Source organism: Actinocorallia longicatena (assembly GCF_039534125.1).
Lineage (GTDB): Bacteria > Actinomycetota > Actinomycetes > Streptosporangiales > Streptosporangiaceae > Actinocorallia > Actinocorallia longicatena.
Map to the genome: position 1 here is coordinate 355,731 of NZ_BAAAUV010000003.1, position 21,230 is coordinate 376,960.

A 21,230-nucleotide genomic window follows, 5' to 3' on the forward strand; every position below is an offset into this window, starting at 1 on the left:
CCCCGTCACCCGCTGATCCCGGCCGCCCGCGCACCATGTTCTCCGGCGGCTCAGCCCGCCCGCTGGGCCGCCAGCTCGGCCAGGGTCTCCACCGTGGTGGCACCGGTCTCGTTCTCCATGATCGCTTGGTCGGCCGGGAGGCTCCGCAGCGCGGTGAGAGCGGCCGCGGCGACCGTGCGCTCGACGCCCTCCGGGCACGGGTTCAGCGGAAGTTCCATGAAATCGGTGGCCGACCAGTTCTCGGTGAGCGAGTTCCACAGGACGGCGACCATGAAGATCCGGCCGACGAGGACGGGCCCGGTCCCCGGGTGCACGGCGACCGCCTCCAGGATCCGCCAGGGCCGCTGGACGAGGTCCGGGTTCCTGATCAGGTCCTCGAAGCGGCGGATGCCCGCCTCTGCGGCGATGGCCAGGACGGCCGCCCGCGTCGCCGGGTCGCTCCCGACGGCCTTGGAGTACTGCTCCATCAGCGCGTCGACGCGGCCCACGAGTGCGCCGTCGACGACGATGCCGCCCGGCGCGCGGTCGCGATCGCGGTCGTTGCGCCGAGAGAAGATGCCCATGTTCCTGCTCCTGTCCGCGGCGGTGTCCGCCGCTGTCCCTGGTGCGTCCGGTTCGAACTGCCGCAGCGCGTGGGCCGCGGACTCCTCGTCGCCGCATCCTCGGAAGAGGTTCGCGGCCTCGATCAGTGATCGCCGCCCGGCCTCGAAGCGTCCGAGTGCCCGTTCGACGAGGCCCGCGTTCAGCAGCACCTGCGCCAGGGGGTGGGAGTCGCCGGTCCCCCGGTAGATCCGCTCCGCCTGACGGTGGATCTCCAGCGCCTCTTCGCGACGCTCCGGGATCCGCTGGAGGGCGACGCCCAGGTTCTGGAGCGCGGTGCCCTTGTGGTACTCGGCGTCCGTCTCGTCGAAGGCCCAGACGGCCTGCCGGTGCGCGGGGACCGCCTCGTCGACCCGTCCGGCGGTGACCAGGGCTCTGCCGAGGTTGTTGAGCGCACGGCCCTCGTCGAACCGCTTCTCCAGGTCGCGGTAGAGCCGCAGGGCTCCTCGGTGGGCCTCCACCGCCTCCTCCGCCCGTCCCAGCTCGCGCAGGATCACGCCGCGGTTGGTGAGGGCCGCGGCCTCGTTCGAGGAGTCGCCCCTCTCGCGGAAGACCGCGTCGGTGCCTTCGAGCGCGGCGAGCGCCTCCTCGATCCGGCCCAGTTCCATCAGCGCGACGGCGGCGTTGACCCTCGCGAGCGCGTGGGCGTGCCGGTCGCCCCTGTCCGCGTGCAGCCGAGCCGCCCGCTCGTGGGCGTCCAGGGCCTCGGCGAACCGGCGCGACAGGGCGTGCACGCCCCCGAGACCGTCGAGCGCGACGGCCTCTCCGTTGCGGTCGCCGATCCGCCGGTAGATCCGCAGCGCCTCGTCGAGCGTCGTCTCGGCCTCCGCGAAACTCCTCTGGTCGGTCTGGGCGAAGCCCTTCTGGACCAGCGCGGACGCCTCCCCTTGAAGGTCGCCGAGCCTGCGTGCCGCCAGGGCCGAGGCCGCCGAGAGCGCCTCCCACTCCTTGAAGGCCCGGCGCAGGATGAAGTAGTCCCACAGCACGCCGGGAAAGTCCCGGGCGAGGGAGTCCCTGCCGGTGGCGCCCGCGGTCTTCGCGGCGGCGGTCAGGTTCGGGTACTCGGCGTCCAGCCACTCCAGGGCGTGCTCACGATCGGAGAACGGGACCGTGGGAGCGGTGGCGGCGCCGTCGAGATGGAGGTTGGCGGACGCCGCGTGCCGGAGGTAGTGCAGGAGCAGGTGATCCAGCGCGGTGTCACGCCCGCCGGGCGGGTCGATCGGAGCCTGGCGGGCGAACAGGCGGACGAGGTCGTGCAGCCGCCACCGTCCCGCCGTGGTGCCGGGCTCGATGAGATGGGCGCGGGCCAGCTCGGTGAGCGCGCGGGCGGCGTCCACCTCATCGAGCACGGCCAGCGCGGCGACCGCCCCGGTCGAGACGTCCGGCCCCGGGTTGACGGGGAGCAGCGCCAGCAGCCTCCTGAGCGGCTCGGCCAGGCGCCGGTAGGACAGTTCGAAGACCGCGCGCAGCTCGACGTCGGGATGGCTCAGCCGGCCGAGCCTGGTGTGCTCCTCCCGCAGCTCGTCGATGACCGACGCCGGCGTGCGGACGGCGTTCTCGGCCAGCAGCGCCGCGACGATCTGCAGGGCCAGCGGCAGCCCGCCGCAGAGCCGGGAGAGCCGGACGGCGTCCTTCGCCGCACGGACGAGCCGGACGTCACCGCGCCGGGCGACGCCGACCGCGCGCCTCAGCACCTCGGCGCCGTCCTCGTCGCCGAGCGCGTCGAGGTCGACGAGCGGACCGCCCAGCATCCCGAGCGACTCCCGCGACGTGATGATCGCACGGGTGCGCCCGTCGCCCGGCAGCAGCGAACGGCACTGGTCCATCCGGGAGACGTTGTCGATGACCAGCAGGACCCGGCGGTCCTGGCCGGCGTAGGCGTCCAGAACCGAGCGGAAGATCCTGGCCCGGTCCTGCTCGGTGTCGGGGATGTACTCCGGCGGGAGGCCGAGGGCGCGCAGAAGCCCGTCCAGTGCCTGCGCGGGGCTCAGCGCACGGTCGTCGTCGTAGCCGGACATGTCCACGAAAAGGACGCCACCGGGAAACCAGCCGCGGCCGAGCGCCGTCCGCGCCGCCTGGACGGCGACCTCGGTCTTGCCCACCCCGCCCATGCCGCTGACGGCGATCGCCGACGGCCCGCCCTCCTCCTCGAGGAAGGCGAGCACGTCCGCCAGCTCGGCATCCCGGCCCGTGAAGGAGGCGACGGCCGGAGGCAGGCCCGCCATCGCGGGGGTGATCTCCGGCGGCAGCATGACGGTGACGTCCCGCCCCATGATCACCGGTGCGAAGAAGACCCCGCCGGTGATGTTATTCGCGTCCATCGGGGGCGGCCTCGGAGGTCCGGTAGCTTCTCAGATCGATCGACGGCATGTCGCGGCCCTGGATCACCGGCCCGTGGAAGGTGCTGCCCGAGACGGAGTTGGTCACCGCTCCGGAATCCGCGGGCGGACCGGGCCGCGCGGGACGGCCGGGGGACGCACCCGGTGGTTGCTGTCCCCGCGAGGGCACGGGGACGTACAGGTAGGCGGGCTGGCGGAACCGCTTGACCTCCACCTCCACCTGCGTGAACTGGCTCGGGCTCAGGCCGGTCCTCCCCGCCGCGACGAACGCCGTGAACGCCGCCTCGGACACCAGCAGGGCCGTGTGGGTCACGAGCGGATCGCTGAGCTTCAGAGCGTCCCGGAGGGGTCCGCCGTCCAGGAGCCGGCAGACGTCGACGAGCGCACGGGAGACGCCCGGCGCCTCGGCCCGCGTGCCGTCCGTCATGCCCACGTGCACCGCGAGCCGGATCCGCAGGCGCATCCCCCGGCCGCGCAGTCCCGGAGCCCCCTCCGCGAGACGCTCCTGGAGCTTCCCCGGCAACCGGTCGACGAGCGTGGCCAGCGAGGCCAGCGGCAGGATCGCGAGCAGACCGTCGCCGGTGCTCTCCAGGAAGTCCACGGAACGCCAGACCGCCGAGAGCCCGCAGTCCGCGAACGCGGCGTCCACGGCCGTCCGCATGGCGATCTGCAGCACCGGCAGATCGACATCCCGATGCCCGCTGAAATCCTCGATGTCCACGGCGAACAGGGCGTGAAACTCATCCATCCGGATCCTCCCGGTGACTGCGCATGATCAGCAGCCTGCACCGCCCCGGCGAAGACGGGTGTCTGGAATCAGACAGCCCCGTGTCCCGATCCGGCCAGCTTCCTCAGCATCGAAGGATCGATGATCAGAACCCGCCCGTTCTCCGTCACCACGACCCCCGCCCTCCGGAGACCCGCCAGCTCCCCCGCCACGACCGCCCGCGAGAGCCCGATCGCCTGCCCGATCTCGGTCTGACTCAGATGTACCTCCCCCACCGGCCCGCCACCGTCCCCAGGACCGGCGAGCCTGAGCAACGCACGAGCGAGCCGCGGCCCGGCGGCGAGCCCGGCGATGTCCGCCCGCCACGCCTCCCCCTCGGTGATACGCGCGAACGCGCCCTGCAGCAGCTCCGCCTCAAGGTCGGATCCGCGCGTCAGCGAGCGGAACCGGTCGGCCATGAGCGTGCGGGTCACGCACTCCCGCATCGCGATCACCGAAGCGGATCTGGGCCTCCCCGTGAGAACCCCCATCGAGCCCAGAAGCTCCCTCTCCCCCCGGACCGCCAGCAGGAGGACCTTCCCCTCCGCGCTCCTGTACGCGACCTTCACCCGGCCCGAGATCAGCAGCAGCACATGCGTCGGAGGCGCCCCCTGCACGAGCAGCTCCGCACCCGCCCGGTGCCGCCGCTCCACCCCAGCCGCCTCAACGAGCCGTCCCCACGTTCGCGCCGAGAACTCCACCCTCCCTGTCTCGCACAGCCACACCCCCTTCGCCCACCTTCACTCCCATCGATTCCGATTCGTCACCTCACCTCCGGCCTGCCCACGCATCGTCAGGAGGTGCCGAGGAGGCCGTGGGTCGCCTGATGCGACGAGAGCGGCGCAACGGCGTACATTCCAGCACCGTTGTCGCAGGTCACTCCCGGCTGACGGCGATGCCGAGACCGTCGATGAGCCCCGCCGATCGCGCCTGTCCTCACGCTCCGTCAGATGCTGACCCTCCGCAGGATCGCAGGAACCCGGGCGAGGACCGCGAGCTCCTCCGCGGTCAAACTGTCGCGCAGTGCCTGGTCGATGAGCGCGGCGCGGCGCGCGCGCTCAGCGCCGAGGACGGCCCGGCCCGCGTCGGTGGCCTCGACGACGACCTGCCGGCGGTCATGCTCGTGCGGTGCCAGCGTGACCAAGCCCTGCTCACCGAGCAGCCCCACGGTCCGGGTCATCGACTGATGCTTGATCTGCTCGAGGCGGGCCAGCTCCGCGATCGACAACGTCGTCCCCCTGCGGTCGAGATGCCCGAGGACCGCGGCCTGGCCCGGTGGTATCCGGTCATGCGCCCGCACCCGCCGGACGAAGTCACCGATCGCGGCGCGGAACTCCTCAGCCGCTTCAAGGTCGCTGCTCATTGACGAAAGAGTACAGCCTTGCTGTACATTGCGAAATATACAGCAAGGCTGTAGATCTCTTTTGTGAGGAGCACCATGAGCCACGACCCCTACGCCCTCGCCGTACCCGCGGTACCGAAGTTCGCGGTCCACAGCAAGGACTTCACCGACGGCGGCCCGCTGCCCGACACGGCCTACCAGCCCGTGTCCACGCCACCCCACCTGTCCTGGTCCGGCCTCCCAGGCGACACTCAGAGCCTGGTCGTGACCGCCTTCGACGCCGACGCCCCCATCCCCGGCGGCTTCTGGCACTGGGCGGTCAAGGACATCCCACCGGCCGGCGGCCCTTCGCTCGGTGTGCTGCTGCCGAACTCCCTCGGCCAGCGGAAGTACATCGGCGCCAACCCTCCCCCGGGCACCGGCACACACCGGGTGTTCTTCTGCGTGACAGCCCTGTCGGTGACCACCCTCGAAGCCCCCAGCGAGGCAAGCCTCGCCCTCCTCCACATCATGCTGATCCCGCACACCCTCGCCCGCGGCATCATCACAGGCACAAGCACCCCACGCGACTAGGCCATGACTTTCAGAGCCCGAGAAGTCTGGTGCATCCGATGCTGAACGGCGACGTCCAATAGGCAACCCGACCGAGGACCTGGAAAGCAGTTCGACCGGCAGCAGACATAAGCGGGCGTTGCCGTACTTCACTGCTGTGCGGAAAGCAAAAGGCCACTTCCCGGGAAGGGAAGTGGCCTTTGACCACTGTGGAGATGAGGGGATTCGAACCCCTGACCCCTTCGATGCGAACGAAGTGCGCTACCGGACTGCGCTACATCCCCGTGGTGCGGGTCTGACTTTAGCAGGGGGGTGGGGGTGGGCGGTAATCGGTTAGTCGTTGACGGCGCGGGGTGTGTCCTGGGGGTCTTCGGCGTACTGGTCGAAGAGGTCGGTGCGGGGGGTGAAGTTGAGGAGGGTCGCGTCGGGCGTGGCGGCCAGGGTGGCGGCGGCCTCGGCTTCGGCGGCGCGGGCCTCGGCTTCGAGGCGGATCTGGTGGCGGCGGTTCTCGCGGGCCTCGGCGGCGCGCTGGGCGTCGATCTTGGTCGCGGTGCGGAGGAGGGCCAGGTGGGCGGTCAGGAGGAGGGCCGGCGGGGCCGTGACGTACCAGGGGGCCAGGTCGAAGATCGGGAGCAGGGGGACGGTGGCCGTCAGGATCGTCAGGCCCGTGGTGCGGCGGCGGCGGCGGGCGATGACGGCGGCGCGGCGGTTGCGGCGCTGCGCGGGCCCCGGGACGGGCGTGAGCTCGTCGTCGGGGTGCTCGGTGAGGTCGTCGGCCGCGACGGTGCCGGGCTGGTCGCCGCGGCGGTGCAGGAGGCGGGAGAAGCCCGTGGTCGTCTCGGTGTCGCGGTGCAGCCACATGGGTACCAGAACGATGGCCCAGACCGCGACGATCGCAAGGTAAAGGAGGGTGCTGCTCATCGGCGTCCCTCCTGTGACGGGGCTGAAAGCCTGTCCGAGGGAGCGATGCGGGTCTCGGACGCCTTCATGCTCACGTCCCGCACGGTAGGACCCTGTGTCTGCGCTTGACGAGCATACGGGGCGGTGTGTCGTGAGATCTCTCTAGCAATGACCCTGGCTTGACCGAATTTTTCTTGATCGTGAGAGTCGTTCCCCTGCGAAGTGTCAGTGTCGGGCGCTACGTGCCCGCCAGAGGGCGCCCAAACCATCGGGAACGTCCTCGGCCGTGAGGGCGTAGCAGATGTGATCGCGCCAGGCACCGTCGATGTGCAGGTGACGGCGGCGGATCCCCTCGTCGCGGAAGCCGAGTTTCTCGACCACCCGGCGCGACGCGGCGTTCTCCGGCCGGATCGAGGCCTCGACCCGGTGCAACCCGACGGTGAAGAAGCAGTGGTCGACCGCGAGGGCGACGGCGGTGGGGATCACCCCGCGCCCGGCGCAGGCCTTGTCGATCCAGTAGCCGAGCTGGGCGGAGCGGGCCGACCCCCAGACGATCGCGCCGATCGTGAGCTGCCCGACGAACTGGTCCTCGTGGGTGACCACCCACGGCAGCGCGAGCCCGTGCCTGGCCTCGCGTTTCATCGTGGTGACCATGCCCAGGTAGGGCCCGAGGCCGCTGCGGAACAAGGGGGTCTCGGGGTTGGTGGGCTCCCACGGGCGCAGCCATTCGGCGTTGCGCACCCGGACGTCACGCCAGACGGCCGCGTCCCGCATCCGCAACGGACGCAGGCCGACCGGGCCCTCCGACAGCGTGACCGGCCAACCCCTCATGCGTTCCACACGACCAATGATTGCCTGCGCAAGCCCTCAAGCGCCATCCGAATCCCGCCGGTGGTCTCCACCGCCGATCTGTGAGACCGCGTGGGCGAGCACCGGGCCGAGGACGCCCATGCCGTCCCGGACGCCCCCCGTCGACCCCGGCAGATTGACGATCAGCGTCTTCGCGGCGACCCCGGCGAGCCCGCGGGAGAGGATCGAGGTCGCCGGTCCGGTCCTGCGGATCGCGTCCGAGATACCGGGAATCTCCTTGTCGAGGATCTCGCGGGTCATCTCGGGCGTCTGGTCGGTCGGGTTGATCCCGGTGCCGCCCGAGGTCACGACGACGTCGTAGCCGGCCTCGACGGCCTCCTTCAGCACCGCGAGCACCGCGGGCCCGTCCGGGACGATCCTGGGCCCGTCGACCGCGCAGCCGTACTCGCGCAGCAGCTCGGCCAGCACCGGCCCCGACCGGTCCTCGTACACCCCGGCGGCGGCCCTGCTCGAGATCGTGACGGCCAGCGCGCGCATGTCTATGCCTCCCAGTGACCGGTCTTGCCGCCGGTCTTCTCCACGACCCTGACGTCCGTGATCGTCGCCCGGGGATCCACCGCCTTGACCATATCGATCAGGGCCAGCGCCGCGACGGTCACCGAGGTGAGAGCCTCCATCTCGACGCCGGTCCGGTCGGCCGTCCGGGTGGTCGCCCGCACCGAGACGCCCTCGTCGACGATCTCCAGCTCGACCTTCACCGAGTGCAGCGCGATCGGATGGCACATCGGGATCAGGTCGGGCGTCCGCTTCGCCCCCATGATCCCGGCGATCCGCGCGACGCTCAGGGCGTCCCCCTTGGGCACGGCGCCGTCGCGCAGCAGGCCCACGCACGCGGCGGAGAGCCGCACGAAGCCCGTCGCGGTGGCGGTCCTGGCGGTGATCTCCTTGGCGGAGACGTCCACCATGCGGGCGGCGCCCTTGTCGTCCAGATGCGAGAATTCGGTCACGAGGGCAGCTTAAGGACTCTGACCCGGGAGCCTGCCGGCGCCTCGGTCACCTCGCGTGGCAGCACGATCAGCCCGTTGGCGTCGGCGAGCGCGCCCATCTGGTGCGACCCCTGGGCGGAGGCCGGGCGCACCGAGTAGACGCCGTCGGCGAAGGTCAGGGTGGCGCGCAGGTACTGCTCGATCCCGTCGGGCGAGGTCAGCGGCTCCGTGCACGTCGCGGTGACGACCGGGAGGCCCTCGGCGGGCAGGCCCTGGAGATGGCGCAGCGCGGGCCGCACGAAGACCTGGAAGGACACGTAGGCCGACACGGGGTTCCCGGGCAGGGTGAAGATCGGGCAGCGGCCGTCCAGGAGGCCGAAGCCCTGCGGCTTGCCGGGACGCATCGCGACCTTCTGGAACTCCACGTCCCCGCCGCCCGAAAGGACCTCCTTGACCACGTCGTAGACGCCCATGGAGACCCCGCCGGTCGTGATGATCACGTCGGCCCTGGCGAGGAGGTCGTCGAGGACCTCACGGACGGCCGACGCGTCGTCCCCGACGAACGCCTGCCGGAACCCCTTGCCGCCCGCCTCGTTGACGGCCGTCGTGAGCATGAAGGAGTTGGAGTCCCAGATCTGGCCGTAAGCCAGTTTCGTCCCGGGGTCGCGGAGTTCGTCCCCGGTGGAGAGGACCACGACCCGGGGCCTCGGCCGCACCATGAGATGGGCCCGTCCGACGGCCGCGGCCATCCCGAGCTGGGGGGCGCCGAGCCGGGTCCCCGCGGGCAGCACCACGTCGCCCGCCCGGACGTCCTCACCGGCCCGCCGCACGTAGTTCCCGGCGGCGGCGCCCTGGCGGATCGTCACCGAGACGGCCCCGCCGTCGGTCCACTCGACGGGGATCACCGTGTCGGCCCCGCCGGGCATCGGCGCGCCGGTCATGATCCGCGCCGCGAGCCCGGGCCTGATGCCGATGACCCCGCCGTCCCCCGCCGCCACGTCGCCCACGACGGGCAGCGTGACGGGCAGGACGGCGAGGTCCGAAGCGCAGACGGCGTAACCGTCCATGGCCGAGTTGTCGAACGGGGGCAGCGACACCGGGGCCGTCACCGGCTCGGCCAGCACCGTGCCGGCCGACTCGAGCAGCGCCATCTGGAGGGAGGGCAGCGGCGTGAGCTGGGAGAGGACGGCCCGCAGATGCTCCTCGACTGTTCTCATGCCCCATGTATTTCACGAACCAGGGGCCACCACGAACTAATCCTGCTGGTTCACGAACTCCTTGAGCCAGCCGAGGAACTCGGCGCCCAGGTCCTCCCGCTCGGTGGCGAACTGCACCACGGTGCGGAGATAGTCGAGCTTGTCGCCGGTGTCGTAGCGGCTGCCACGGAACAGGACGCCGTGCACGCCGCCGCCGGCCTCGGGGTCCATCGTCGCGAGGGTGCGCAGGGCGTCGGTGAGCTGGATCTCGCCGCCGCGCCCGGGCGGGGTCTTCTCCAGGACGTCGAAGACCGCGGGGTCGAGGACGTACCGGCCGATGATGATCCAGTTGCTCGGCGCCTCGTCGGCGGCGGGCTTCTCGACCAGGTCGGTGACGTTCACCACGTCCTCCTCGGAGCCGGCGGAGATCGCCGCGCAGCCGAACTTGGAGACCTGGGCCGGGTCGACCTCCATCAGCGCGACCACGGAGCCGCCGTACTGCTGGCGGACCTCGATCATGCGCTGGAGCAGGTTGTCCTGGCTGGCGATCAGGTCGTCGCCCAGGAGGACGGCGAACGGCTCGTGGCCGACGTGCTGGCGGGCGCAGTGAACCGCGTGGCCGAGGCCCTTGGGCTCACCCTGACGGACATAGTGGATCTGTGCGAGTTCGGCCGACTCCTGGATGGAGGCCAGGCGGACCTGGTCGCCCTTGTTGCGGAGGGCGTCCTCGAGTTCGTACGCCCGGTCGAAGTGGTCTTCGATGGAACGCTTCGATCGTCCAGTGATCATGAGAACGTCGGAGAGCCCGGCGGAGACGGCTTCTTCGACGACGTACTGGATCGCAGGCTTGTCGACGATCGGCAGCATTTCCTTGGGAGTCGCCTTGGTCGCGGGCAAGAATCGTGTTCCTAGCCCGGCGGCGGGAACCACTGCCTTCGTTACGGGTGAGATGTCGGCCATGAGAAAAACCCTAGTCAACTCCGGAGGGTCCCGAGTGCAGGACGACGTTAAGGCTCCATTGCGGGCACGTATACGAGCCGGACGCGAAAACCTTGAACCCCACGCACGGGTACAAGCCTCATCCTTGATCAGAGACGCCCTGCTGTCCGTCCCGGAGGTCGAGATGGCCAGTTCCATCGCGGCCTACTCGTCGGTAGGCACCGAGCCGGGCACCCAGAGCCTGCTGTTCGCGCTCTGGAAGCGGGGTTCCTACGTGCTCCTTCCTCGATTGTTGCCGGACGGTGACCTGGACTGGGCGTCCTTTGAGGGGCCCGAGTCCCTGGTCGAGGGTCCGCACGGGATCCTCGAGCCGACGGAGCCGTCCCGCGGGGCCGGGGCCGTCAAGGCGGCGGACGTGGTGATCGTTCCCGCTCTGGCGGTCGACCGCAGGGGGCGGCGGCTCGGCCAGGGCGGCGGCTCCTACGACCGGGCCCTCGCCCGGGTGGGACCCGCGATCCTGACCGTCGGTGTCGTGTTCGACGAGGAGTTCGTGGATGAACTGCCCGCCTTCGACCACGACATTCCCGTTCGAGCGGTAGTCACACCTTCGGGCGGTTTCAGGCGCCTGTGATGTGCGCGTCACCGTTCCGTAGGCTGTGCCGATGAAGATCGCGGCACTGATGCCCCTCCCCCCGGACCTGCTGAGACACCTGTTCGCCGGGCTCCCGGCGGAGCTCGTGCTGCCCGCGACCCGCGACCGGGCGGGGCTGCTGGCGGCCGTCGCCGACGCCGAGATGATCGTCGGCGACTTCACCGGCGAGCTCCCCCTCGACGCCGAGGTGGTGGCCGCGGCGGGGCGGCTGCGGTTCGTGCAGCAGCCCCAGGTCGGGACGGACAGCCTCGACCTGGACGCCCTGACGGCCCGGGGCGTGGTCGTCGCCAACACCGGCGGGGCGAACGTCCGCTCGGTGGCGGAATGGGCGGTCGGCGCGGCCTTCGCGCTCTGCCGCCGGACGGCCTTCGCCGACCGGCGGATGCGCGAGGGCCGCTGGCTCCAGCGCGGGATCGGCGGCCGGGAACTGCACGCCCAGCGGGTCGGGATCGTCGGCTACGGGGCGATCGGGTCGACCGCGGCCGGGCTGTTCCGGGCGCTGGGCTGCACGGTGTCGTACTGGAACCGCTCGGCGCGGCCCGATCCCGGCCGGCTCGGCCTGGACGAGCTGCTCGCGGCCAGCGACGTGCTGGTCGTCACGCTGCCCCTGACCGGGGAGACCCGGGGGCTGCTCGGCCCGGAGAAGCTGGCCCTGCTGCCGCCCAGGGCGCTTCTGGTCAACGTCTCGCGCGGCGGGATCGTCCCGGACCGGGCCGTCCTGGACGCCCTGCGCTCGGGCGCCCTGGCCGGGGCCGCCCTGGACGTCTTCGAGACCGAGCCCCTCCCGCCGGACCATCCGCTGCTGCTGGAGGAGGACGTCCTGCTCTCCCCGCACGAGGCCGGTGTGAGCGATCAGGCCCAGATGGCGATCATCGGCGTGGTGCTCGAGAACCTGGCCTCCGCGCTCGCCGGACGCCCGGTAGAGCACGTCGTGAACGGTCTGAACCCGATTATCCAGAGCGAGACCATCTGATCCTTCCGGGATAATTGATGCCGGAGGTGATCGGTTGCGACTCGAAGCGTGGCTCGCACTGGGTTCCGCGATGGTTCTCGTCGCCATCGTGGCCGTCCGGTTGTCCTATCGGCTGGGGCTTCCCAGCCTGCTCGCCTATCTGGGCCTCGGCCTGCTCCTGGGCGAGTCCGTCGTCGGGATCGACTTCGACGACGCCGACCTCGCCCAGACCCTGGGCCTCGCCGCCCTGGTCATCATCCTGATCGAGGGCGGGCTCACCACGAACTGGCGGCACGTCAAGTCCGGGGTGCCGCCCGCCCTCTCCCTGGCGATCATCGGGACGTCACTGAGCATCGTGATCGTCGCGGCGGCCGCCCATCTCACGTTCGACCTGGACTGGCGGCTGTCGTTCCTGCTCGGCGCGGTGCTCGCGCCGCCCGACTCGGCCGCCGTCTTCTCCGTCCTGCGCCGGTTGCCGCTGCCGCACCGGCTGGCGGGGATCCTCGAGGCCGAGTCCGGGTTCAACGACGCCCCCGTCGTCATCCTGGTGCTGGTGCTCAGCGCCCCGGACGAGAAGACGACCGCCGCGGGGCTGGTCGGGCTGCTGGCGTTCGAGCTGGCCGTCGGGGCGCTGGTCGGGATCGCGATCGGCTGGGGCGGGGCCTGGGTGCTGCGGAAGGTCGCGCTGCCCGCGTCCGGCCTGTATCCGCTGGCCGTGCTGTCGCTGGCCGTCGGGGCCTACGGGAGCGCGACGCTGCTGCACTCCAGCGGCTTCCTCGCCTGCTACGTGGCAGCCCTGGTGCTGGGCAACGCCCGGCTGCCGCACCGTCCCGCGACGCTCGGGTTCGCCGAGGGCATCGCCTGGCTGGCCCAGATCGGGCTGTTCATCATGCTGGGGCTGCTGGCCTCGCCGACGGAGCTGCCGGGCGAGCTGTGGCACGGGATCGTCGCCGGGCTCGTGCTGGTGTTCGTGGCGCGTCCGGTCTCGGTGCTGGTCTCGACGATCGGCTTCCGGGTCGGCTGGCGGGAGAAGGCGTTCCTGTCCTGGGCGGGGCTGCGCGGGGCGGTGCCGATCATCCTGGCGACCGTCCCGATGACGGAGGACATCGCGGGGGCCGACAAGCTGTTCGCCGCCGTCTTCGTCATCGTCGTGATCTTCACGATCCTGCAGGGCCCGACCCTTCCGCCACTGGCCCGCAGGCTCGGCATCACCCTGGACGGCGCCCCCGCCGACCTCGGCGTCGAGGCGGCGCCTCTGGAGGAACTCCACGCCGACCTGCTGGAGATCAAGATCCCCGACGGTTCGCAGATGGCGGGCGTCGAGATCTTCGAGCTGCGTCTCCCCCCGGGTGCGCAGATCACCCTCGTGCTCCGCGAGATCCGCGGCGCCGACGGAATAGTCGAGCGGCACAGCTTTGTTCCAGGGCCTACGACCGTCCTCCAGGAACGTGACGAACTCCTCGTCGTCACCACCGCTGCCGACCGCGAGGCCGCCGAACGCAGGCTGCGCGCCGTCAGCCGTCGCGGCAAGCTCGCGGGCTGGTTCGGAGAGCACGGCGACTAGGGCCTGCTTCTCGGACCCGGCGCGCAGTAGGGCGGGGTCCAAGAAGAAGGCCCTAGGCCTTACCATTGGCAGTCGGCGGAGCCGAGTGCCAGAAGCGAAGGAGGGCACGTGCCCACGTACCAGTACGCCTGCAACGACTGCGGCGAGGGTCTGGAAGTCGTCCAGAAGTTCACCGACGACGCCCTGACCGAGTGCCCGAACTGCGGCGGACAGCTGCGGAAGGTCTTCTCGGCCGTCGGGATCGTGTTCAAGGGCTCCGGGTTCTACCGCAACGACAGCCGGGGCTCCGGCAAGTCGAGCACCCCCGTCACGACCCCGTCGAACGGCTCCTCCACGGAGAAGAAGTCCGACACCCCCTCGGTCCCCGCCCCTGCCGCGAAGTCCGAGTCGAGCTCGAGCTCCTCGACGGCCGGCTCCTCCAGCTCGGGTTCCACGGCGAGCACCAGCGCCTAGAAATCCAGAAGATCCCCCGTACCGCCGGGCGCGGTGCGGGGGATCTTCCGGTTCTCCGGTGGTCACCTCAGGAGACGCGCTCCAGCGTGCGCTTCTCCAGCGGGTCCGGGCCGGGCTCGGCGGCCAGGCGGCTCGGCCACCAGATCCTGCTGCCCAGGTCGAACGCGAGGGCCGGGAGCAGGAGACTGCGGACGATCAGGGTGTCGAACAGCACACCGAAGGCGACGACGAAGCCCATCTCGACCATGCCCACCAGCGGCAGGACGGTCAGCGCCGCGAACGTGGCCGCCAGGACCAGGCCCGCCGACGTGATCACTCCGCCGGTGACGGTCAGGCCGCGGACGATGCCGCGCCGGGTCCCGACCGACTGGGACTCCTCGCGCACCCGGTGCATGAGGAAGATGTTGTAGTCGACGCCCAGGGCGACCAGGAAGATGAAGGCCAGGAGCGGGAAGCCCGGGTCCACCGCCTCGAAGTCGAAGACGTACTTGAAGATCAGTCCGCAGGCTCCGAGGGTGGCCAGGAAGCTCGCGACGACCGTCGCCATCATCAGCAGCGGCGCGATCAGCGAGCGGAGCAGGCCGATCAGGATCAGGACGACGACCACGAGCACGATCGGGATGATCAGCAGGTTGTCGTTGCCGGCGGCGTTCTTGATGTCGAGCGTCGCGGCCGTCATGCCGCCGACCTTGGCGTCGGCGCCCTGCACGGCATGGACGTTCGTCCGCAGCCGCTCGATCGTCTTCTCGGCCTCCTTGGAGTCGCCCTTGTCGCTCAGCAGCGCCTCGTAGCGGACCAGGTCGCCCTTGACGGTCTCCTTGCCGGGCTCGGCGATGCCCTTCGTCCCGGCGATGGCGGCCTTCAGCGGCGCGGCCTCGGCGGCCTTGGCGATCACCACGACCGGGGAGCCGGTGCCGACCGGGAAGTGCCGGGCGTACATCTCCTCACCGATGATCGAGTCGGGCTTGTCGACGAACGCGCCCTTGTTGGAGAAGCCCGCGGTGTTGAGCGCGCCCATCCCGAGCATCATGACGCCGAGGACGACCGCGGTGCCGATCCACAGGACGCGCGGGCGGGAGCTGACGAGCCGGGCGACGCGCGACCAGATGCCGTGCTCCTTCTCGAACGCCTCCGGGTCCTCCCACTTGGTGTCGAAGCGCGGGACGACCGGCCAGAAGATCGCCCGGGGCATGATGACGAGCAGCGCCGGGAGCAGGGTCGTCATGGCGAGCAGGGAGCACAGGACGCCGGCGGCGGCGACCGGTCCGAGGCCCGCGGTGGAGTTGAGCTCGGCGACCATCAGGCACAGCAGGCCCGCCGCGACCGTCGCGGCGCTGGCCAGGATCGCGGGGCCGGCCTTGCGGAGCGCGATGGCCATGGCCTGGTGCTTGTCGGGGTGGCGGTGCAGTTCCTCGCGGTACCGGGCGACGAGCAGCAGGGCGTAGTCGGTCGCGACGCCGAAGACCAGGACGTTGAGCACCCCCGCGCTCTGCCCGTTCACGGTGACGTCGGCCTTGTCGGCCAGCAGATAGACGACGGCCATCGCGGTCATCAGCGCGGCGACCGCGGAGAACACCGGGACGAGCCAGAGGATCGGGCTCCGGTAGATGATCAGGAGCAGGAAGACGACGACGATTCCGGCGGCCATGAGCAGGAAGCCGTCGAGGGACTCGAAGACCTCGATCTGGTCGGCCGCGGATCCGACCGGGCCGGTGACCTGGATGTCGAGGCCCTGCGGGGGTCCGCGCTTGACGACGTCGCGGGCGGCGTCGGTGGCGTCGATCTCCTTCTCGGCCTGCACCGGGAAGAGGACCTGCACGGCCTTGCCGTCCTTGCTGACGATGGGGCCGGTGACCGGGCCCGCGACGCCGTCGACGCTCGCGAAGGCGGCGGCGTCCGCCTTGGCCTTCGCCTGGTCGGCGGGGGTGAGCCCGCTCTGACGCTCGTAGATCACGATCGCCAGTGAGGTCTCTTCGGTCTCGAACTTCTTCTGCAGTTCCAGTACCTGGGTGGACTCCGCGCCGCCCGGCAGCCAGGCGGCCGCGTCGTTCTCCTGCGCGTCTCCCAGCTTCCCGCCGAGTGGCACCAGGAAGGCCAGCGCGGCCAGCCACACCACCAGCACGAGCCATTTCGCCCGGCGCCCGGCCGGGAGGGTTGCTAGGGCTCTCATGGTCTCTTCCCGTCGTCGTATCGAGATATGTCGCGTTCTTCGGTCAGCGTTCCCCGACGGGTCGCGATGTGTCAAGTAATATCGCGTCTCACCGGTGCTCTTCCGATGGTCCTTCAGCCCGGGCCTCGGGGCCATCGGGGTTTCCCCCGACCGCACCCTGATGCTGTCCCGCGGGCCGTCAAGGGGTCATCGGTCATCGGTCGCATCCGGCCGCTAGCCCTTACGGGGTAGGGGTTCGGAGGTTTTCCACAGGGCCGGGAACGATCAGGGGCCGGTCTTCTCTAGCGTTCGGGGCATGAAGCCGCTGGTCATCCGCCACCGCCGCCCGCTCGCCGCCCTCTGCGTCGCGCTGGCGGCCTTCCTGGCCGTCCAGGCCCTGCGCCCCCTACCGGAGGGGGAGACCGTCCTCGTCGCGGCCCGCGACCTCCAGTCCGGCATCCGGCTCACCCCTGAGGACGTCCGCCGCCTCCCTCTCAGGGCTCCCCCCGCGGGCGCCCTGCGCGCCCTCCCCCGCCACCCCCTGCTGGCCGCCCCGGTCCGCCGCGGCGAACCCCTCACCGACCTCCGCCTCCTGTCCCCCGCCCTCCTGTCCGCCTACGGCCCCGCCACAGCCGCCCTCCCCGTCCTCCTGGCCGACCCCTCCACCGCCGCCCTCCTCCACCCCGGCGACCACGTCGACCTCATCACCACCCGGCCCCCACCCCCCACCTACGAACCAGGCCCCGAAGCCCTCCCGCCCCCGGCCACCACGACCCCGAGCGGCACCGCCCCCCACGCTCCGCCCCAAGCCGAGCCGCTCACGACCCCGGCCCTCAGACGCCCACCGCCGAAAGTCCCCCCACCCGGCAGCCCCTCACTCATGAATCCGACGCTCACCGCAGGGCCGCACGCGGGCCTGCGGCTCGAAACGCCCCCACTCGAAGACCCACTCCCCGGGAGGCCGTCACTCACAGGCCCACCACCCGGGAAGCCGTCACTCACAGACCGGCTAACCAGGGAATCGTCGCTCCCAGGTCCGGCGCTCGGAGGTCCGTCACTCACAGATCCGCTACCCGGACAACCGTCGCCCGCCGATCCGATGCTCGGGGGGCCGTCGCCCACAGGCCAGCTACCCGGACAGCCGTCGCTCGGGGGGCCGTCGCCCACAGATCCGCTAACCGGACAGCCGTCGCCCGCAGATCCGACGCTCGGGAGGCCATCACTCACAGACCCAGCGCTCGGGGGGCCGTCGCCCACAGGCCCGGCGCTTGGAGGGCCGTCGCCCGCTGATCCGACGTCCGGGAGGCCATCACTCACGGGCCCGGCGCTCGGGGGTCCGTCGCCCACAGATCCGGCGCTCGGGAAGCCGTCGCTCACGGGCCCTGCGCCCGCGGGCGGGCCGGGCGCGAGCCCTCCACTCGGGGGTCTCCCTCGCGAAGACGCGATGTTCGGGATTCCGGTGCTCGGCGGGCCGGCGGGTGGAGGGGATTCGGGGGCAGGGGCGCCTGCGGGGGTGCTGGTGGCCGGGGCGCCGGTGCTGCTGGTGCGGGGGGCCGAGGGCGGGAGGCCGGCGATGGTGGTCGTGGCGGTCGCGCGGGGGGCGGCGTGGAGGGTGGCCGCGGCGCTGGCGGGGGCGCCCGCTACGGCGATCATCGTGGGGCCGCCCTGAGCGGGCCGTGGGCCGCCCTGAGCGGGCGGAGAGGGGTGATTGCCTTGAACCGGTCCGGGGAAGGGCCGGGGATAGAGACATGACTCAATGAGTTGCCGTCGCGTCAGGACAGGGAAAGCGAACACCGGGGGTGCCACGATGGAGGGCTTCAAGAAGTTCCTGTTCAAGGGGAACATCGTCGATCTGGCGGTGGCGGTCGTCATCGGAGGCGCCTTCAGCGCCCTGATCTCGTCCTTCACCAAGGGCTTCATCGACCCCCTGCTGGCCCTGCTCGGCGGCCAGCCCAACCTGGACTCGCTGACGTTCACGATCAACACGACGGTCTTCCCCTACGGCCTCTTCCTCACCCAGCTCGTCAGCTTCGTGATCACGACCGCGATCATCTACTTCCTCGTGGTCAGGCCGATGATGAGCGCGATGCGCCGGATGAACCTGTCCACGGACGAGAAGTCCTGCCCCGACTGCCTGAGCGACATCCCGCTGGCCGCCTCCCGCTGCAAGTTCTGCGGAACGGTCCAGCAGGACCCGAACGTCCAGCTCCCCACCCCGAGCACCGGCTGACACAATTCCGGCATGGCCGTCATCCACCGCACCGTCCTCACCCCCACCAAGCTGGAGCTGCTCACCGCCTGGCTGCCGTCCCGCCCCTGGTACCGGGGCGGTCCGGGCGGCCCCGAGCTGGCCAAGGCCGGCGGCTTCCGCCTGGACGACCCCGAGGGCGAGGTCGGCATCGAGTTCATGGTGGTCACCGACACGTCCACCCCGGACCCGGTCACCTACCTGGTCCCCATGACCTACCGCGGCGCCCCCCTGCCGGGCGCCGGCCACGCCCTGATCGGCACCATGGACCACGGCGTCCTGGGCTCCCGCTGGGCCTACGACGGCTGCCACGACCCCGTCCTCATCACCCAGCTCCAGTCCCTGATCGAAGGCCGCGCCCACCCCCAGGCCCAGAGCATCACCGACACCCCCGACCCCGACGTCACCCGCTCCTGCACCGCCCCCTCCCTCCCGCCCACCGACTTCACCACCCCCACCACCGACACCCCCGAAGGCACCACCCTCCCCGCCCCCCACGGCACCACCCTCCACCTCCACCGCCTCCTCACCCCCACCAAGGCCCCAACCCCGAACCAGGCCACCCCACTGACCCCGAACCCGAACCCCACGGCCCACCCCACCGACCACCCCATCGGCCACGTCACCGGCCACTGGCGAACCCCCTCCGGCACCCCCGCCCGAGGCCTCTTCGCCACCCTCCACTCCACGCCCTGAGCCATGCACCCCGCGGCGCCCCGCAGCAAGCAGCGCCTCTCACCCGTCTCGCCCGCGCGGAGCGGCGTCCAGGTACGCACCCAGGGCGTGCCGGGGACCAGTCGCTACGCAATGACCAGCGACCGTCGACAAGCTCGCGAGCAGCGTGCCCGAGCGCCGCGGAACGGAAGGAACCTCCATCAGCTACGACCTGGAGCCCGTTGCGAGGCCGACGCCCGCAGCGAGCAGCGCCCCCAGCCGCCTCATGCATGGCGAGCGGCATTCAGACGCACGCTCCGGGCACTCCGGGAAGCAGCCCGCCCGCCTGGGCGTGACCTCGGCAAACCCGCACTTTGGCCTCCCAGGCGTCGCGGAGCGAGCGAGGATCCCCGAGACACGGCCTGGAGCCCGTTGCGAGGCCGGCCGCCCGTAACAAACAGTGCTTCCAGCCGCCTCGTCCCTGGCGAGCGGCATTCAGACGCACGCTCCGGGCACTCCGGGAAGCGGCCCACCCGCCTGGGCGATGACCGTCGGCGAGCCCGCACGCTAACCTCCCGGGCGTCACGGAGCGCGGATCCCGTAGGCGCGGCCTGGAACCTGTTGCGAGATCGGCCGCCCGCAGCGAGCAGCACCCCCTCGCCTCGTCCCTGGCGAGCGGCATTCAGACGCACGCTCCGGGCACTCCGGGAAGCGGCCCGCCCGCCTGGGCGATGACCGTCGGCGAGCCCGCTAACCGCCCGGGCGTCGCGGAGTGGGCGAGGAGCCGTAAGACGCGGCCTGGAGCCTGTTGCGAGATCGACGCCCGAGGCGAGCAGGTTTCAGGTGCGGGGGTGCGGCTCAAGGCGCGGGAGAGGCCGGGCGGGCGGTCGGCGGGGAGGGCGGCTGTGGCGGGGTCAGTCTTGGGAGGCTTTTTCGCCTGTGCCGAATTCCCAGTGCCAGGGTTCGAAGGGGCTGGAGTAGGCCCAGGAGGGGTGGAACCAGCCGTAGGTGAGGGAGTTGGCGCGCATCCAGTTGAACTGGAGGGAGCCCTGGTTCTCGATGCCGCCGCACATGTCGATGGCCTGGCCGAGGCCGTGGTTGCTGCGGCCCGGGACGGCGGCGAAGCCCGGGCGGGTGTAGTAGAGGCGCTGCTGTTCCTTGAGGTCGCGGTAGGCGTCACGGAGGCAGATGTCCTTGCCGAAGCGCTTCCGGTAGGCGGTGTTCAGCTTGTAGAAGGTCAGGGCGGCGTCGGCGCGCAGGAGGAACGGCTTCTGGGGGAGCTTGCAGAGGTACTTGCTCGGGATCAGGCCGTTCGGGAACTGGGTCGCCTCCTTGGCCAGGGAGGTGTCGCACTGGAGGGTCAGCCGGGTGTCACGGTCCAGGTCCAGGCGCTTCAGCATCTGGTTGAGCTTGTCCGTGATCTGGTTGATCCGGGCGAAGACGATCTTCCGCTGCTTGGAGACCTTCGCCGCGCCCAGGGCCGTCTGCGACTGGAGGTTCTGCTGCTCGTTGACCAGGTCCTCGCGGCGCTGCCGCAGATCGCCCGCGGTCTTGAGCAGCCTCTCCTTCGCGTCGGCGAGATGCGAGACGTCGGACGCGGCCCGCAGGGCGTCCTCCGGGTCCGCCGAGCCGAACAGGGCGAGCGAACCCGACGACGTGGGGGTCATGTAGGAGGAGCCGGCGAGCTGGGCGAGCGGCCCCCGGAGCTTCTCGTACTCGGCGTCGGCCAGCGTGAGCTTGGAGACGGTGTCCTTCAGCTTCTCACGGGCGGCCGAGCTCTTGTGGATCTGCTCCTTGAGGTCCTTGTCGAGCTTGTCGAGGTCGTCGCGGGCCTTGTTGGCCTGACGGCGCAGCTCTTCGACCTTGTCGGTCCCGGGCGCCAAAGCCACCGCCCCGGGCGGCGCACCGCACACCACCAGGGCGAGTGTGGCGAGCGCGACCGCACTCAACCGCACCGACCGAGGACTCGACACTCAAATGCTCCGAAAACGACAGGGGCCAGGGACAGCGCTCGGAACGCTACTACACCCGCCTCGATGACCCGTGCGCCTTCAACCAACCAAGACCTTCACTGAACCCCGCCCACACCCCGGCCCACGCCTCGGACACGCCCGCGGACACGCCCGGT

The 21,230-nt window shown here is 71.1% G+C and carries 21 protein-coding genes, 1 tRNA gene and 1 pseudogene; 9 read left to right on the forward strand and 14 right to left on the reverse strand.

The window, feature by feature from the left end:
- Positions 1–50: 50 nt before the first annotated feature.
- From ABD785_RS07285 to ABD785_RS07300, 4 genes are all read right to left on the reverse strand, one after another.
- Complete coding sequence (locus tag ABD785_RS07285) at positions 51–2,921, reverse strand: ATP-binding protein (RefSeq protein ID WP_344823623.1); 2,871 nt, start codon at positions 2,919–2,921, stop codon at positions 51–53.
- A complete protein-coding gene (locus ABD785_RS07290) occupies positions 2,908–3,687 on the reverse strand; it encodes a hypothetical protein (protein WP_344823625.1) in 780 nt (259 codons plus the stop codon). Before ABD785_RS07290 ends, ABD785_RS07285 begins: the two co-directional genes overlap by 14 nt.
- A 68-nt stretch (positions 3,688–3,755) precedes the next feature.
- Positions 3,756–4,298 carry a Crp/Fnr family transcriptional regulator gene (locus tag ABD785_RS07295; protein WP_344823626.1) on the reverse strand — a complete coding sequence of 181 codons (543 nt, stop codon included), beginning with the start codon at positions 4,296–4,298 and terminating at the stop codon, positions 3,756–3,758.
- Between the two features lie 353 nt (positions 4,299–4,651).
- Positions 4,652–5,068, reverse strand: a complete 417-nt coding sequence (locus tag ABD785_RS07300) for a MarR family winged helix-turn-helix transcriptional regulator (RefSeq protein WP_344823629.1) — start codon at positions 5,066–5,068, stop codon at positions 4,652–4,654.
- A 75-nt stretch (positions 5,069–5,143) separates the two neighbouring features.
- Between ABD785_RS07300 and ABD785_RS07305 the strand changes: the two genes are divergently transcribed.
- Positions 5,144–5,620, forward strand: a complete 477-nt coding sequence (locus ABD785_RS07305) for a YbhB/YbcL family Raf kinase inhibitor-like protein (RefSeq protein WP_344823632.1) — start codon at positions 5,144–5,146, stop codon at positions 5,618–5,620.
- A gap of 189 nt (positions 5,621–5,809) precedes the next feature.
- Here the strand turns inward: ABD785_RS07305 and ABD785_RS07310 are convergent.
- The 7 genes from ABD785_RS07310 to galU all read right to left on the reverse strand — a co-directional run bounded on the left by ABD785_RS07310 (position 5,810) and on the right by galU (position 10,451).
- A tRNA-Ala gene (locus ABD785_RS07310) sits at positions 5,810–5,883 on the reverse strand.
- Between the two features lie 49 nt (positions 5,884–5,932).
- Complete coding sequence (gene sepX / locus ABD785_RS07315) at positions 5,933–6,520, reverse strand: divisome protein SepX/GlpR (RefSeq protein ID WP_344823634.1); 588 nt, start codon at positions 6,518–6,520, stop codon at positions 5,933–5,935.
- Between the two features lie 204 nt (positions 6,521–6,724).
- Positions 6,725–7,330, reverse strand: coding sequence for a GNAT family N-acetyltransferase (locus ABD785_RS07320; protein WP_344823637.1), 606 nt, complete (start codon positions 7,328–7,330; stop codon positions 6,725–6,727).
- A 36-nt stretch (positions 7,331–7,366) separates the two neighbouring features.
- Positions 7,367–7,846 (reverse strand): MogA/MoaB family molybdenum cofactor biosynthesis protein, encoded by a 480-nt coding sequence (locus ABD785_RS07325; protein ID WP_344823639.1) that lies wholly within the window; start codon positions 7,844–7,846, stop codon positions 7,367–7,369.
- Between the two features lie 2 nt (positions 7,847–7,848).
- Complete coding sequence (gene moaC / locus ABD785_RS07330) at positions 7,849–8,316, reverse strand: cyclic pyranopterin monophosphate synthase MoaC (RefSeq protein ID WP_344823642.1); 468 nt, start codon at positions 8,314–8,316, stop codon at positions 7,849–7,851.
- A complete protein-coding gene (glp, locus tag ABD785_RS07335; protein ID WP_344823645.1) occupies positions 8,313–9,512 on the reverse strand; it encodes a molybdotransferase-like divisome protein Glp in 1,200 nt (399 codons plus the stop codon). The genes moaC and glp overlap by 4 nt, the downstream gene beginning before the upstream one ends.
- Before the next feature lie 36 nt (positions 9,513–9,548).
- Positions 9,549–10,451 carry a UTP--glucose-1-phosphate uridylyltransferase GalU gene (galU, locus tag ABD785_RS07340; protein WP_344823648.1) on the reverse strand — a complete coding sequence of 301 codons (903 nt, stop codon included), beginning with the start codon at positions 10,449–10,451 and terminating at the stop codon, positions 9,549–9,551.
- Here galU and ABD785_RS07345 point away from each other — a divergent pair.
- The 4 genes from ABD785_RS07345 to ABD785_RS07360 all read left to right on the forward strand — a co-directional run bounded on the left by ABD785_RS07345 (position 10,450) and on the right by ABD785_RS07360 (position 14,051).
- Complete coding sequence (locus ABD785_RS07345) at positions 10,450–11,061, forward strand: 5-formyltetrahydrofolate cyclo-ligase (RefSeq protein ID WP_344823651.1); 612 nt, start codon at positions 10,450–10,452, stop codon at positions 11,059–11,061. The genes galU and ABD785_RS07345 overlap by 2 nt on opposite strands.
- Before the next feature lie 31 nt (positions 11,062–11,092).
- A complete protein-coding gene (locus tag ABD785_RS07350) occupies positions 11,093–12,055 on the forward strand; it encodes an NAD(P)-dependent oxidoreductase (protein ID WP_344823654.1) in 963 nt (320 codons plus the stop codon).
- A 34-nt stretch (positions 12,056–12,089) separates the two neighbouring features.
- Positions 12,090–13,598: a potassium/proton antiporter gene (locus tag ABD785_RS07355; protein ID WP_344823656.1), complete on the forward strand. Its 1,509-nt coding sequence runs from the start codon at positions 12,090–12,092 to the stop codon at positions 13,596–13,598.
- 108 nt (positions 13,599–13,706) lie between these two features.
- Positions 13,707–14,051 carry an FmdB family zinc ribbon protein gene (locus ABD785_RS07360; protein ID WP_344823659.1) on the forward strand — a complete coding sequence of 115 codons (345 nt, stop codon included), beginning with the start codon at positions 13,707–13,709 and terminating at the stop codon, positions 14,049–14,051.
- A gap of 67 nt (positions 14,052–14,118) precedes the next feature.
- On the opposite strand, the gene ABD785_RS07365 is transcribed toward ABD785_RS07360, so the two are convergent.
- The gene (locus ABD785_RS07365; protein ID WP_344823662.1) at positions 14,119–16,221 is read right to left on the reverse strand and encodes an MMPL family transporter; all 2,103 of its coding nucleotides are present in this window, start codon (positions 16,219–16,221) and stop codon (positions 14,119–14,121) included.
- A 385-nt stretch (positions 16,222–16,606) separates the two neighbouring features.
- Entirely contained in the window at positions 16,607–16,894 is a 288-nt protein-coding gene (locus ABD785_RS07370) for a hypothetical protein (RefSeq protein ID WP_344823666.1), read from the reverse strand.
- Positions 16,895–17,109: 215 nt separating this feature from the next.
- Between ABD785_RS07370 and ABD785_RS41290 the strand changes: the two are divergent.
- From ABD785_RS41290 to ABD785_RS07385, 4 genes and pseudogenes are all read left to right on the forward strand, one after another.
- Positions 17,110–17,490: pseudogene (locus tag ABD785_RS41290) on the forward strand (histone H1-like repetitive region-containing protein); the annotation flags it as partial.
- Between the two features lie 154 nt (positions 17,491–17,644).
- Positions 17,645–17,869: a hypothetical protein gene (locus ABD785_RS07375; RefSeq protein WP_344823669.1), complete on the forward strand. Its 225-nt coding sequence runs from the start codon at positions 17,645–17,647 to the stop codon at positions 17,867–17,869.
- Between the two features lie 138 nt (positions 17,870–18,007).
- Positions 18,008–18,430: a large conductance mechanosensitive channel protein MscL gene (mscL, locus tag ABD785_RS07380; protein ID WP_344823672.1), complete on the forward strand. Its 423-nt coding sequence runs from the start codon at positions 18,008–18,010 to the stop codon at positions 18,428–18,430.
- A 12-nt stretch (positions 18,431–18,442) separates the two neighbouring features.
- The gene (locus ABD785_RS07385) at positions 18,443–19,144 is read left to right on the forward strand and encodes a maltokinase N-terminal cap-like domain-containing protein (protein WP_344823675.1); all 702 of its coding nucleotides are present in this window, start codon (positions 18,443–18,445) and stop codon (positions 19,142–19,144) included.
- Between the two features lie 872 nt (positions 19,145–20,016).
- On the opposite strand, the gene ABD785_RS07390 is transcribed toward ABD785_RS07385, so the two are convergent.
- Positions 20,017–21,075 (reverse strand): D-alanyl-D-alanine carboxypeptidase family protein, encoded by a 1,059-nt coding sequence (locus tag ABD785_RS07390; RefSeq protein WP_344823678.1) that lies wholly within the window; start codon positions 21,073–21,075, stop codon positions 20,017–20,019.
- Positions 21,076–21,230: the final 155 nt, after the last annotated feature.

Bases quoted from the DNA above. Each gene is read 5' to 3' on its own strand.
- ABD785_RS07285 (WP_344823623.1), bottom strand. From the start codon at position 2,921: ATGGACGCGAATAACATCACCGGCGGGGTCTTCTTCGCACCGGTGATC.
- ABD785_RS07290 (WP_344823625.1), bottom strand. From the start codon at position 3,687: ATGGATGAGTTTCACGCCCTGTTCGCCGTGGACATCGAGGATTTCAGC.
- ABD785_RS07300 (WP_344823629.1), bottom strand. From the start codon at position 5,068: ATGAGCAGCGACCTTGAAGCGGCTGAGGAGTTCCGCGCCGCGATCGGT.
- ABD785_RS07305 (WP_344823632.1), top strand. From the start codon at position 5,144: ATGAGCCACGACCCCTACGCCCTCGCCGTACCCGCGGTACCGAAGTTC.
- sepX (WP_344823634.1), bottom strand. From the start codon at position 6,520: ATGAGCAGCACCCTCCTTTACCTTGCGATCGTCGCGGTCTGGGCCATC.
- ABD785_RS07320 (WP_344823637.1), bottom strand. From the start codon at position 7,330: ATGAGGGGTTGGCCGGTCACGCTGTCGGAGGGCCCGGTCGGCCTGCGT.
- ABD785_RS07325 (WP_344823639.1), bottom strand. From the start codon at position 7,846: ATGCGCGCGCTGGCCGTCACGATCTCGAGCAGGGCCGCCGCCGGGGTG.
- glp (WP_344823645.1), bottom strand. From the start codon at position 9,512: ATGAGAACAGTCGAGGAGCATCTGCGGGCCGTCCTCTCCCAGCTCACG.
- ABD785_RS07345 (WP_344823651.1), top strand. From the start codon at position 10,450: ATGAGAAAAACCCTAGTCAACTCCGGAGGGTCCCGAGTGCAGGACGAC.
- galU (WP_344823648.1), bottom strand. From the start codon at position 10,451: ATGGCCGACATCTCACCCGTAACGAAGGCAGTGGTTCCCGCCGCCGGG.
- ABD785_RS07350 (WP_344823654.1), top strand. From the start codon at position 11,093: ATGAAGATCGCGGCACTGATGCCCCTCCCCCCGGACCTGCTGAGACAC.
- ABD785_RS07365 (WP_344823662.1), bottom strand. From the start codon at position 16,221: ATGAGAGCCCTAGCAACCCTCCCGGCCGGGCGCCGGGCGAAATGGCTC.
- ABD785_RS07375 (WP_344823669.1), top strand. From the start codon at position 17,645: ATGTTCGGGATTCCGGTGCTCGGCGGGCCGGCGGGTGGAGGGGATTCG.
- mscL (WP_344823672.1), top strand. From the start codon at position 18,008: ATGGAGGGCTTCAAGAAGTTCCTGTTCAAGGGGAACATCGTCGATCTG.
- ABD785_RS07385 (WP_344823675.1), top strand. From the start codon at position 18,443: ATGGCCGTCATCCACCGCACCGTCCTCACCCCCACCAAGCTGGAGCTG.